Source organism: Pristimantibacillus sp. PTI5, assembly GCF_048572955.1.
GTDB lineage: Bacteria > Bacillota > Bacilli > Paenibacillales > Paenibacillaceae > Pristimantibacillus.
Genome location: NZ_CP183886.1, coordinates 6,064,587 through 6,077,152, shown reverse-complemented (window position 1 = coordinate 6,077,152; position 12,566 = coordinate 6,064,587). Strand labels below are relative to the sequence as shown.

The window sequence follows — 12,566 nt, the reverse complement described above, 5'->3', positions numbered from 1 at the left end:
TTTATCTTATTTATACGCATACGCGATATCAAGATATCATTAAAACCAGCTGTCCTCGCCAGCGGTTTGCACAGCCGTTTGAAGCTGCGGAGTAAGCAGAAGCTCCTCTGTTCCTTCGACGGCTGCTGCCAGCAGCTGATTGTAATTCGGAATGAGCGACTCGATCTTCTCGGCGATTCTGAGATTCGGGTTCGTGCTGGGCGATTTCGGCAAAAATAGCGTACAACAATCCTCGTAAGGCAAAATCGAGGTTTCAAACGTGCCTATTCTCTCCGCTAAACGAATGATTTCATGCTTGTCCATCATGATCAAAGGCTTAAGCTGCGGCAGGTCCGTTGCCCGCCCGATTACATTCATGCTTGAGAGCGTTTGGCTTGCTACCTGCCCCAAGCTTTCCCCTGTAACGATGCCGCTCGCTCCATTGCGCTCGGCGAGCAGTTCCGTTATGCGCAGCATCGCTCTTCTCATCAGCGTTATGATGAGATTATCGCTTTTCGCCTGCACCAAGGTCGTTTGAATTTCGGTAAAAGGCACCAGATGGAGTTTGATAGGCTCGCCGCTAAAATAAGAAAGCCGTTTTGCCAGCTCGATAACCTTATCCTTGGCTTGCTCGCTTGTGAACGGGTAGCTGTGAAAATGCACGGCCTCCACTTCAAGCCCTTTGCGCAGAGCCAACCAGCCCGCAACAGGACTGTCGATCCCGCCGGAAAGCAGCAGCAAGGCTTTGCCGTTGGAGGCGAATGGAAAGCCGCCAGCGCCTTCTATCACTTCGTAGAATATATAGGCCGCTTCCTCCTGGATATCCACACGCAGCTCGATATCCGGATTTTTCACGTTCACTTTGAGATCCGGCATCGCACGAAGCACATGGCCTCCGACGAGATGGTTCATCTCTTGCGAATTATGGGGATATTTCTTCCAAGCACGCTTCGCGCTTACTTTAAAAGTATTAGGCTTCACAGGCAATGCAAGCATTAAGCCTAGCGCCGCTGCCCTTATTTTCTCAAGATCCTGCTCCGTGCTGACAACCGGACTTAAAGAAACGATGCCGAACAGATCTTTTAAGCGATCGGCAATCGGCTCGTATGGGTGGCCGTTCAGCTTAACGAACAAGCGTCCGAACGATTTGAAATAACTAATATTCTCGTAAGGAAGCAACGCTTGCTTTACCTGCTCAAGCATTTTCTTTTCAAATTTGTTGCGGTTTCTCCCTTTTACCATTAAATCTCCGTAGCGGAGAACAATTTGATCGTAAAGCAAAATTAAGTCAATCTCCTCTCAAGCGGCTTCAACTGCCCGACAACCTGACGCAAGCTTGCTGCCAACGCGGATATATCCCGCTCCTCATGTTCATCTCCAAGACTAATTCGAACGCCGCCGGCTGCCTGCTCATGGCTTGCGCCTATGGCCAGCAGCACACGGCTCGGCTTATCATCCTTTGAAGAGCAAGCCGATCTGGTCGATGCCATTATACCATGCTGCTCCAGCATATGAATGATAACCTCGGGCTTCATCCCCGGATACGAGAAATGAATAATATGCGAAGCGGCAGGCTCTGCCCCATTCAGCTTCAGCTCCGGGATCTCCCCGATCAGCCCGATAAGCATCTGCTTCAGCTGCTTCATTCGGCTCTCGCGCCGCTCCATCATCTCTATCGACATTCGCAGCGCCTTGGCAGAAGCGACAATGGCAGGCACGTTCTGCGTTCCCGGCCGGAATCCGCTCTCTTGCGATCCGCCAGTAAACATAGGATACAGCGATATACCCTCGCGGACAAACAAAAATCCGACACCTTTAGGGCCCCTTAGCTTATGCGCGGACCCGCTGAGCAAATCGATGCCCCACTCTTTAATCGGAATGGGCAGCTTGCTTAAGCTTTGAACCGCATCAACATGAAATATCACCTTTGGAAAGCGTTTCAGCAGTCTGCCGATTTCCCCCAGCGGTTGAATGGTTCCGATTTCGTTGTTGACATGCATGATGCTTACCAATATCGTTTCATCCGTCAAAGCCTCTTCCAATTGCCCGATCCGGACATGCCCTGACTTGCTTACAGGCAGATACGTTACCCTAAACCCCTCTTGCTCGAGCTGCGCAAACGATTCATAAACCGACGCATGCTCAATTTGGGTCGTTATCAAATGCTTTCCCCGGCCGGCATACTGGCGTGCAATCCCTTTTATCGCCAGATTATTGGACTCCGTGCCGCCTGATGTAAATAACCATTGGCCATGCGATGCTTGCAGCCGATCCGTAAGCATGGAACGCGAGCGCTCAATTAATTTATCCGCGTTGGCGCCAGCATGGTGTAGGGAAGATGGATTCGCATATTCGGACTTCATCACTTCCATCATCGTTTGCACGACCTCATCGTATGGCGGGGTTGAGGCGCAGTGGTCAAAATATAGCATAACTAGACTCCCTCCTATGCAAAAAGAAAAAGATCATCGATTGCTCCGCCGTTTGAGGCAGTGAGCTGAATCGTGATCTTATGGCTGCCGTTTCACTTCGCTTGCAACACTTTAGCGACATAGCGCTGGGTTTCTTCCGGCAGCGATTCGAGGTTTTCGATCAGCTGCTCGTTCGTTCTGATGCCCGTACGGTCAACTCTTCCCGGACCGGCATTGTAAGCCGCCAATGCAACCTGTTCATTCCCGTTGTATTTCTTTAGGAGCATGGACAAATATTTCGTGCCGCCCTCAATATTTTGCGCGGGATCAAACGAGTCGGTGACGCCTAGTCCTCTGGCCGTACCGTCCATAAGCTGCATCAGACCTTTGGCTCCTGAGCCAGACTGCGCATCCGCTCTAAAACCGGATTCGGTCTTGATCACAGCCTGAATCAATGAAGGGTCTACTCCGTATTTCGCTGATGCCTGCCGGATAAGATCGTCATAGGCGGAAGGTGAACGGTTAGACTCGTCTTCATTGCCGTAGGTAATATTCGTTAGGCTGTGCAAAGAATGAAGCTGGGAAAGCGCATCCGCAGGCAGAACAGGAGCCGCGGAGCCTTCCTCTGAAGCGCTGTCCGACATATATTGTGATAAAAGAGTATCGAATAAGGAAGCAGAGCCATCCCCTGATGCAGCTTGCAGCGGATTCGATGCGGCCTTTACATCCAAGCTCGGCGCGAGCTGAAGCTGCAATAATGTCTTGATAATACGAGGGTCAATACTCATGATAACCTCCTAGCTGTCTGTTTATGTGTTTGTTCGTCGTATCCGTCAATAAGTATATCGGTTTTTATTGTACATGTTTTTAGGGCAAACAGCCAGTATCCCTTTTTTGGATCAAATGTATGAGGGGCATAATCTCATTGATCGATCGGCATTCCTTATATTTCACATCTTTGTCCTCCGCGCGCGGCAGCTGTTTTCTGCCGTTTAACCAAACGGGATTCCAGCCTGCCTGGTATGACGGCACAATATCGTTATGCCAAGCATCACCGACATAAACCAGCACCTCCGGATCAAAGCAGGATTGTAAACGGACATGGCGAAAAACCTCCGGATCAGGCTTTGCGATGCCGATTCCGTCTGAGATATATACCGCCTGCAAGTCTATCCAATTCAACAGTCCCAGCGACCTTATTTTGATCATTTGATGCTCAACCGGGCCATTCGTAATCAAGCCCATGCGAATACCGTACGATTCCAGCTGCCCAAATAGCGTCTCTGCTCCGTTTCTCAGCTTGATACGCTTTTGCTCCCGCTCATAGTTTTCCTGAAGCTGTACGGCTGTCTGTTCCGCTAGGTTTATTCCGATATCCAAAAAGGCTGCGGTAGTCCGTTCGATGCGAAGCTCCTCCAGCGACATCATTCCGCTGGCATGCTTCTCCCATAAACGGTCGCTATGTTTTCTTAATCGTTTGAATAAATCCTCCGCTTGCAATCTATCCCTAAAAAGCCCGCTGATTCCGGCAGTCCGTACTGCCGTCAGAAAAGGCTGAAGCTGATCATAAAGCGTATCGTCCAAGTCGAAAAAAACTGCTTTTACCAATTAACTCCCCCCCCTTGCCTGCCTTGACCGTTTCAAGTTAAAAAATCATACCCATTATAATGCCTCCCTGAAGGCTTGAACAATAGATGTATATCTCTATCCTTCTTGCATAATAAAAAAGACCGTTCCCGAAAATTAAGGAACCGTCTTTATAGTGAAATCAGGCGTTAAAATAAGCTTACTTAAATACCTTTACGCGCTCTTCGATCGGTTGGAACGTTTTCTCGCCCGGCGCGGCTGTCGGTTTGCCGAAAGGCATTTGCGCAATCAACTGCCATGAATCTGGCAATGACCATGTTTTCTTTACTTCTTCGTCGATCAGCGGGTTATAGTGCTGGAGGGTAGCGCCGAAGCCTTCTTTTTCTAGCGCTGTCCATACTACCAATTGATGCATGCCTGAAGAATGCTGCGACCAAATCGGGAAGTTTTGCGCATAAGACGGAAAGCTTTCCATTAAACCGTCTACGACATTCTTATCCTCGAAAAACAGCACCGTGCCGTAGCCGCTTTTGAATGAACCCATTTTTTGCTCCGTGGATTCGAATTGGTCTGCCGGAACGATTGCCCGCAGCGTGTTTGTCGCGATATCCCACAGCTTGTCATGGTTTTCGCCAAGCAGAACGACGACCCGCGCGCTCTGGGAATTAAATGAGGATGGTGTATGCAATACCGCCTCATGTACGATTTCTACGATTTTTTCATCGGAAATGACGGACTCTTTGCTGATCCCGTAAATCGAACGTCTTGTTTTTACAGCTTCCAAAAATGCTTGCGATGTCATTATTTTTCCTGCCTCCCAATGGTCTTCTGTGCGTGGATATCTCTTCCGATTCCACCTCAATCAATTACTTTACGTAAGTAACTTTATAATATTTAGACCATGAAGTCAAGTCGAACAAATACATTATCCCCATCTCATTCAGAATTATGATTCATGGGCTGCCTCCTCCGTTAAACTCAGAGGTTCACCGTCACGCATGCGCCATTTCCCGTTAATCCATGTCACAAAAAACGAAATGGCTCCAAGCGTCAGCAGCACTCCTACTTTATAAAGCGCTTCTTGTCCGTTCAAGTCCATAAAGATGGCTTTGATTGCGACAACCAGCAGGACAGCGGAAGCGAACCATTTGAACAGCGCCTCCCGATAAAAAGCTCCCCACAAGATGAGCAGCAGCGAATAACAGCCCCAAGACACGGATAAAGCCAAAGCCAAATAGACGGTAGAAGCGTCCGGCATATATTCCGTAAAAATATTTTCGATTTGCCTGGTCAACAACCCGCCTACGATAAGATGGGCAAGCAGCGCATAGACTCGTGCCAAAATGAGGTTAGCTTGATCCGTAAGCTCAGGAATGACCAGCTTTCTCGAGAAATAAAAACCAAGCGCAGCAAGCAGCATCCATGCGAAGGCACCCCAGTTCAAAAATGGAATATACATGCCGAACCACTCGCCCCGAGGCGTATCCCATGTCACGACATACCAATAACAACCCACCACGAACCAGATAACAAGCGAGCTCAAGCTAAGGAGCTGCCACTTTTTCGCGTGGCCTACGGCAGCGGCAAGTATGGCTATGATGCTCCACAGCAGTACCGTAACCAGAGGTTTGGAGTCGTAACCGCCTCCAATGCTGCTCAAAGATATGAGAATCAGCAGTAAACCTCCCAGAAAAACACTTACTGCAGGGGGCGTGATCTTGGCCGTAGCATGATAAATGACGAAGCTGACCAAAAGGTAGACCAGTCCGATAAAACTAAGGATATAGCCATATGGCACTTCGCCATGCAATATAAGCAGCGCCCAAAAGCTAAACACGATCCCGTTTACGCCATTTAGGTATAGATCGGTCCCTTCGAATTTCAGCTTGTTCGTCCACGAGGAAATCATTAGACCTATCGTATAGAACAGAAAAGCGGCTAACGCATAGCGAATCGGCATGCTCCACAACCCTTCGACCGAAGGGTCGTAATGAATAAAATAAACGATATACATCAGCCATGAACCTATAAAGCTAATGATCCGAAGCTCTTGCCAGCTGCGTGATATGCTTAGAAAAAAGAAGGCCACATTCAGTACTAGCATGTATAGGAATAAAGCAAACACCTGATCCGTTTCCGGCCGCATAAGCAGCGGAGACAGCAATCCGCCCAGCATAGCCATAATCATCAGTAATCTAGCTTGGAACCTGAAGGCATATAACGAAATGCCGATCGTAACCGCACTCGTTCCAAGCAGGATCGTCATGGGGTCCCAAAGTCGATAATAAATGCCGGCAAACGCAAACGTGGCATATAAAATACATGCTCCCATACCTATGCAGATCTCGCCTATCGGATTTCGAGGCATTCGGCTTGCGAGCTTTATGCCAAGGACGCTAATTCCTGCTCCGCCTAAAAGCCCAAAGCCTATTTTCATCGCTTCCGTTATCCAGCCCTGCTCCATCGAATATTTAAACAAGGTGATAAACGCAGTCATGACGAATAACACGCCAAGCAGCGATGTCCAATGCTTATTCAGTATTTCCTTCATTTCTGTTCCTCCGTTTTTTCAAATGTGTTTTCCCGTCAAGTCTGCTGCGCCAATAATCCATACCTTTCACTGCTGCATACAGGAGGACGAAGCATGCAAAAGCAATCACTTCAAGCTGCAGCAGATACCAAGGCCAAGGTGCTAATATATCGAGCAAAGAGGCGGTGCTTGGCTTACGCGCCAGAAACATAAAATTAGTCGTGCCGGCAATGCTGTTTGTGATGGCAGCAGGAATGGCGAGGACATGCAGCCAGAGCATAGCCCTCAGAACAGATCGGAAGGTTGGCCGGTACCGTTCAACTGCCAAGATGAACAAGGAGGAACCGATAATTCCGATATGGGCAATAAAAAAGTGGAAATACCGGAAATGCGGAAAGGCCTCATCCAGATTCGGCGTTAACAAGGCTTGCAGCGCGCCCATGCTTCCCAGAAAAAAAAGCGCATCATAAAAACGTTCTCTTTTCGCTATTAGCACTAACGCGCTTACGAGCAGCATCAGGCTGCACAGCTGGAACGGCAGGGAACCGACCCCCCAGCGATGTTCCAGGACATAAGAAAGCTGAAGCGAAATCTCGCAGCATAGGAGCAGGATGGCTAGCCCAAATCGCATGGCTCGATTCAGCTTCGGCTTGCGCATTTGCTTTCTGAACATGACGATAAAAACACATGCTGCAATAAGTACAGCCAATGCCGCATAGTGTGCAGCCGAAAACATCTCAAAGGCCATGATAAAGCACTCCCTTTCCGCTTTTATATCCCCGCTTCTTAGTTTCATTTTGTAAAAAATGGCATAAAAAAAATAGTACCAACTTTATATGGTACTATCCTCGTCATTCTTCTTATGAAATAAGCCCATTTCCTTGGCTTTATTTGCTGCTTCGCGCGAACCGCTCAGATTCAGCTTTTTTAGTATATGATTGACATGATTTTTGACTGTGCGTATGGATACGACCAGCTTGTCGGCAATTTGCGGCTGCGTATAGCCTTGATCGATTAAATCCAGCAGCTGCAGCTCGGACGGAGTAATAAGATCCCCAAGCTTCTTGACTTCGAACTCGCGTTCAAGCTGCTTCAGCCTGCGAAACTCCTCCCGCATGCGTTCCGCTACGGCCGCGTTAATGGGCGATTGGCTTCGATAGGCCGATCTTATTGCATCCGGCAAGCTTTCAAAATCCGATTTGATATGATAATCAATGGCTCCCGCTTGAAAAGAGCGGAAGATGAGCTCCTTTTCCTCCATCGAGGTCAGCATAATGACCTTGGCACCAGTCGATACCGAGGCCTCCTCGGCGAGCAGAACGCCCTCTGGGCGGCCATCCAGCATAATATCCATCAATACCACATCCGCCGGCGACGATTGCTGTACCCCCTCATGCAGCGCCTGCCTTGCATCCTCGGCTTTGCTGGCCGTCCAAACGACCTTCATGTCCGGCTCTTTGTTGATATAAGCCACAAGGCCGCGAAGCCAATCTTGGTCATCTTCCACGATCCATACCCTTATGCTATTCACTCGCTTCCCTCCCTTTTTCATGATGTATGACTGTTTTCCCCGCTTGAACCGCCCGTTTCGGGAATGTTAAATAAACAGAGGTGCCGGCTCCCGGTTTGCTTCTTAGATTAAGTAATCCCTTATGTTTTCGCATGACATGATAGGCATAAGGCAGCCCCAGGCCAAAATTCGTGTCGCTGCCGTTTTTGGTCGTATAGAAGGGCTCGAGAACCTTGGCCATCTCGCTTTTGCTCATCCCCGGACCTGAATCTTTTATTTCAATGATAAGCTCCCGTTTCGTTTCGCTCAATAGAATGGACAGCTCGCCTTTGCCCTTCATTGCTTCGAGGGCGTTGGCGACGATATTGCCTAAAGCTTCGCTCACCTGCGCGGGATCAATGCGGCAGTTCCAACCTGGGCTCAAAGAGGTTTGCAGTTTAATTTGGCCGAGCACAGGCTCGTAGCCCTTTATGGTCTGCCCGATCAGCGCTGCCAAATCCGTGGGCTCGACACGCAGGACCAAATCTTCCGTCCGCCGATGCACGCGCTGCAGCATTTCTTGCATATGCCGCGATGCGTTTAGCACGGTTTCAATGTCGGCAAGCAGCTCCTGTTGATCCGTAGCAAGCGCATATGCCTTCATCTTCTCCGAAAACAGCCGCATTTTCCCCGCGTCATTCTTGATTGCGTGATTGAGAATGGCCGTTCCTGACGTGACGGCCCTTAAGGTGGAATCGTATCTCCGACGGTCGATGTTGACGCGCACGCCCATGAATCCGTATGTAAACAAAGCGATGACAAATATCGTAACCCCTAGCCCGACGATCCAGGTATTATAAACCCACATGCGCAGCATCCCGAAGCTTGGCAGCACGTAATTCATAACCATGCAAAACATGACCGGAGGAAGAACCGCGGAGCAGATAATCCAGTGCGTTCGGGAAAACGAGGCGTGAAGCTGGCGCTTTAACAGAACCTGAACTGCCCCGTACATAATATACGGCACTGCCCACCAAACGACGATTTTGAATGAGATGGGATATACGGCGGTATAAAAAGGGGTAAATACGATACATAGAACAATCGGAATAAGCAGCAGGAAAGGCAAAAGCGACTGAAACCGCTTAGACAATCGAACAGGCCGATATGCAATCGCGAATAAAATGAAGGAATACGGCAGGCCATAATAGGAAACGAGCGAGGAGACCGCCTGCAAACGGTACAGCAGCTGCCTCGCAACCTCATTCATCCCGGCATCCGCCGCTGCAGGCAGCCATTGCAGATCAAGAACGGCCGCAAGCGCACCCGCTCCGCCGCTGAATGCCACGGCGCCCAGCCAATGGTTAACGGGGGCTCTCCGATCGGAAAGCCATATAATGGCTGCAATAGCCCACAATGCGATAAGAACGAATAGCATAACGCAGCTCCTTCACTACCGATACTCAGTTATATCAATCGATACGGGAGACCCATTCGCCAATGAACGTTTGCCCGTGCACAGATAGGCTGCTCCCGATGGCGCAGCCTATCTATTGTCGATCGTTCAATTGAACCATTTTCAATCGCCATGCGTCAACAAACGGATCAAATCCGGCTCAGCTTCTCGACTTGCTTCAGCTTCTGGGCAAGCATCTCCGAACAATAATTGTTTTGATTCCGCTGATCAAAAGCAAGGGCAAGCTCCTCGGCTTCCAGCTTAAGCCGCTCATAGGAAAGCTCGCTGCCCATTTTAAGTTTGCGGCGCCGCTTCTGCTGCAGCCATACTTGCAGAAAGGCCTGGGCTGAGCTCAGGTATAAAAAACGGTCCCAACCGACCTTGGTTTCCATTGCAAAGCCAATGGTGTTCTCAAACCACTTTGCGGCCTTGTTAATATCCGTTACGGTGTAGTAAGCAAGGAAGCTCCCGTACTCGGTCAAATAACCGGGACCGCTTAACAGGCGCGCTCCTTTCTTCGCCATTTTCACGGCCTCCTCAGCTTGATCGGTCTCAAGGAGCGGGAGCAGCAAATGGCTGTACGTATTTTGGGGAATAGTTTTGCAGGTCAACCGGCCATCCATGATCGGCTTCATCGTTTGCAGGCCGCGCCGGTATCTGCCAGCTGTAAAATGATAGTAGCCAAAGCTGTTTTGTTCGCATGCCCTGCAATCCGACATGCCGTCCCGCGCTGTTTTACGCCAGAGCTCGTAATAGGTCTGTGCTGCTTCCAAATCGCCTCTCGATAGCGCGTAGCGATGATGACTCTGATAATAAGGGCGCAGGCTGTGACCGTATTGTAAGCATTTTGCTTTGAAATCATCAAGGATTGACGAGATTTGGGCTGCGCCAAATTGCGGAAACCGCCAAATTTGATTGATGAACCATTTATAGTGCCAAAGGATCGAGAAGCTCGAATAAGCGGCAGGCTCTTTTTCGAACTGCGTCAAGCACCATGTAAAGGAGACAAGGAACCTTTCTTGATAACCGGAATCAAGCGCCGCCTCGGAATAAGTCATTCGCGCGAAGTAGGCATCCTCCTTCGTCATATATTGGTCGGCGATTCGAATCGCTTCTTCCAATACCGCAAGCTTTTGTTTGCCCTGCGGCAAGCTCCAGGCCTCGCTCCTTAACTGATTGTACCGCTGCTTCATAATTAACGATCACCCGCCTGACCGAGTCCGATATCCAGCACCTGCATAAACGATTGATTCAACAGCTTCAGTTCCTCTGGACCGAGCGGATAATTGCCGAGCAGCAGGGCTTGCGTATAAACGGTTTCGATGCAAAGCTTCTGCATAGTCGCATCGTTACAGGCGATGGCCTTCCGTATCAGCGGATTGTTGAAATTGTAGCAAAGCCTTGCCAAAGGCAGCTCATACAGCTCATTGATGACAATATCTACGATTTCAGAAAATACGTCATTCGCCTCTTCCTTCGTTTGCTCCGCCATCCGAAGAAAGTTCACCTCGTCATTCGTGTTATAAAGCGCCGCTAAATCAGCCGGTTCAAATTGTTTTAGCACACTCCTGCACTGAAATGGAGCAAGCAGACGGTCTGAAAGCTCCAAAAACGCTTCCGCGTTTAACAGATCTACTGGATTGATTGCTTCAAAGAAATTAGAAAAGTTAATCGGATCCAGCACTAATGCTTCAATATTCTCATCCAGCTCGGGAAGCTTGCGCACCAGCTCAAAGTCATGTACGTAACCGCCATTAATAACCATGACATCCTGCGCTTTTGCCACGCGCGCCACTTGGCGAAATTCATCAAGCGTAGAGGACACGACGATATGCCGGCTCTTCTCCAAAATCTCCCCCATCCTCATCTCGCCGAATGAAGTTTCGAAGGTAAGGAACCGAATAAACAAACGATAAAGCTCATCATCCTGGGATGCCATTGCTTTGATGGATGAATAATGAATTCGAATTATTTTCTCCAGCAAGTCCGGGTCTGTTTCCGCAAGCATGATCATATGCCGCTTTATGCATTCGCCCAGTTCATCCTTAACGCTGTAAAACAGCTCGTTTTCCATTAACGATTCGCGGGATGCCGTCGGCTTCAGGCCATTGGCGTTCATGACGCAGGTCACGAAAAACGCCCAGTCCGGCAGCATATTTTGAATTTGATCTGACAGCAGCATCCGCTTGACGTAAACCTTATGCTTCTTCTCTGCTTGCAAGCTGACCGCGTAGGGCAAAATATACGCTACGCCCTCCAGCTCTCCCATACCGGATTTCAGAGGAATGGCGTCCAGGAAGTTCTGATACAAATGATACTCTCCGTAAGCCAGCGCTTCTGTCATGCTCATGGCCCACGGCGGCGTTTCTTCATTGACGGTGATTTCGTTTTTCCCTTCGGATAAACGGATGGGAACGGGAAGGTACTGACCGTAATGCGTCATTAAATCCGACATGCTGTCCCATTCATAGTAATCCTCATAACCGTCCTTGCAGGTTAAAAATACGGTCGTCCCGATCGGTGCGTCTTTTTCGAGCTTGCGTATTTTGTAGGTCCCGTCCGAGCGTCCCCTCCATTCAAGGGTATCGCCCTCCAAAGCAGACCGCGTTATGACTACGATTTCGCCGCTAACCACGAAGCATGACAGCAGTCCGACACCGAATTGGCCGATGAAATCATCAGCCGAGTCGAGCTCCTCGCGTTTCGAGGTGCTGCCGATTTGGGCCAGAAAACGGTGGATTTCCTGCTCCGATAAACCGATTCCGTTATCATGGACGGCGATCGTCCGAGATCCGTAAAGCTCTACGGTCACAACGGCATCAAAACGATGGCCTAGACGTTTGCGCGCCGTAATCGCGTCCACGCCATTTTGGAGAAGTTCCCTTACGAATACGCCGGGATTTGCATATAAATGCTTCGATAGAAGCTCAATCATTCCTTGTAAGTTAACCTGAAAATTCAATTCGCTCATATTTTCTCCTATGTTCGTTATGTCATTAATATACATATCGGTATTACCCTCCGTTTTATTTCGTCATATTGCAGCCTTATCCTTTTTTTAGGCGAATAATGACAACAAAGGACGACCAGCTCTCGGCTAATCGTCCTTTTTCG

11 protein-coding genes are annotated in these 12,566 nt (G+C 49.1%); all 11 read right to left on the bottom strand.

Features of this window, described 5'->3' with window-relative positions:
- Positions 1-39: 39 nt before the first annotated feature.
- The 11 genes from thiI to ACN6MW_RS26650 all read right to left on the bottom strand — a co-directional run bounded on the left by thiI (position 40) and on the right by ACN6MW_RS26650 (position 12,423).
- A complete protein-coding gene (gene thiI / locus ACN6MW_RS26700; RefSeq protein ID WP_419872859.1) occupies positions 40-1,260 on the bottom strand; it encodes a tRNA uracil 4-sulfurtransferase ThiI in 1,221 nt (406 codons plus the stop codon).
- A gap of 2 nt (positions 1,261-1,262) precedes the next feature.
- A complete protein-coding gene (locus tag ACN6MW_RS26695) occupies positions 1,263-2,411 on the bottom strand; it encodes a cysteine desulfurase family protein (RefSeq protein WP_419872858.1) in 1,149 nt (382 codons plus the stop codon).
- A 92-nt stretch (positions 2,412-2,503) separates the two neighbouring features.
- On the bottom strand, positions 2,504-3,178 hold the full coding sequence (locus tag ACN6MW_RS26690) for a lytic transglycosylase domain-containing protein (RefSeq protein WP_419872857.1): 675 nt from the start codon (positions 3,176-3,178) through the stop codon (positions 2,504-2,506).
- Positions 3,179-3,257: 79 nt separating this feature from the next.
- On the bottom strand, positions 3,258-3,998 hold the full coding sequence (locus tag ACN6MW_RS26685) for an HAD family hydrolase (protein ID WP_419872856.1): 741 nt from the start codon (positions 3,996-3,998) through the stop codon (positions 3,258-3,260).
- A 178-nt stretch (positions 3,999-4,176) separates the two neighbouring features.
- Entirely contained in the window at positions 4,177-4,779 is a 603-nt protein-coding gene (locus ACN6MW_RS26680; RefSeq protein ID WP_419872855.1) for a nitroreductase family protein, read from the bottom strand.
- A 144-nt stretch (positions 4,780-4,923) separates the two neighbouring features.
- Positions 4,924-6,528, bottom strand: a complete 1,605-nt coding sequence (locus ACN6MW_RS26675) for a DUF2339 domain-containing protein (RefSeq protein WP_419872854.1) — start codon at positions 6,526-6,528, stop codon at positions 4,924-4,926.
- Entirely contained in the window at positions 6,509-7,255 is a 747-nt protein-coding gene (locus tag ACN6MW_RS26670; protein WP_419872853.1) for a TIGR02206 family membrane protein, read from the bottom strand. Before ACN6MW_RS26670 ends, ACN6MW_RS26675 begins: the two co-directional genes overlap by 20 nt.
- A gap of 84 nt (positions 7,256-7,339) precedes the next feature.
- Positions 7,340-8,038, bottom strand: coding sequence for a response regulator (locus tag ACN6MW_RS26665; protein ID WP_419872852.1), 699 nt, complete (start codon positions 8,036-8,038; stop codon positions 7,340-7,342).
- Positions 8,031-9,434, bottom strand: coding sequence for a sensor histidine kinase (locus ACN6MW_RS26660; protein WP_419872851.1), 1,404 nt, complete (start codon positions 9,432-9,434; stop codon positions 8,031-8,033). Before ACN6MW_RS26660 ends, ACN6MW_RS26665 begins: the two co-directional genes overlap by 8 nt.
- Before the next feature lie 167 nt (positions 9,435-9,601).
- On the bottom strand, positions 9,602-10,645 hold the full coding sequence (locus ACN6MW_RS26655) for a hypothetical protein (protein ID WP_419872850.1): 1,044 nt from the start codon (positions 10,643-10,645) through the stop codon (positions 9,602-9,604).
- A gap of 2 nt (positions 10,646-10,647) precedes the next feature.
- Positions 10,648-12,423 (bottom strand): HSP90 family protein, encoded by a 1,776-nt coding sequence (locus tag ACN6MW_RS26650; RefSeq protein ID WP_419872849.1) that lies wholly within the window; start codon positions 12,421-12,423, stop codon positions 10,648-10,650.
- Positions 12,424-12,566: the final 143 nt, after the last annotated feature.

Bases quoted from the DNA above. Each gene is read 5' to 3' on its own strand.
- ACN6MW_RS26695 (WP_419872858.1), bottom strand. From the start codon at position 2,411: ATGCTATATTTTGACCACTGCGCCTCAACCCCGCCATACGATGAGGTC.
- ACN6MW_RS26655 (WP_419872850.1), bottom strand. From the start codon at position 10,645: ATGAAGCAGCGGTACAATCAGTTAAGGAGCGAGGCCTGGAGCTTGCCG.
- ACN6MW_RS26675 (WP_419872854.1), bottom strand. From the start codon at position 6,528: ATGAAGGAAATACTGAATAAGCATTGGACATCGCTGCTTGGCGTGTTA.
- ACN6MW_RS26660 (WP_419872851.1), bottom strand. From the start codon at position 9,434: ATGCTATTCGTTCTTATCGCATTGTGGGCTATTGCAGCCATTATATGG.
- ACN6MW_RS26650 (WP_419872849.1), bottom strand. From the start codon at position 12,423: ATGAGCGAATTGAATTTTCAGGTTAACTTACAAGGAATGATTGAGCTT.
- ACN6MW_RS26680 (WP_419872855.1), bottom strand. From the start codon at position 4,779: ATGACATCGCAAGCATTTTTGGAAGCTGTAAAAACAAGACGTTCGATT.
- ACN6MW_RS26670 (WP_419872853.1), bottom strand. From the start codon at position 7,255: ATGGCCTTTGAGATGTTTTCGGCTGCACACTATGCGGCATTGGCTGTA.
- ACN6MW_RS26690 (WP_419872857.1), bottom strand. From the start codon at position 3,178: ATGAGTATTGACCCTCGTATTATCAAGACATTATTGCAGCTTCAGCTC.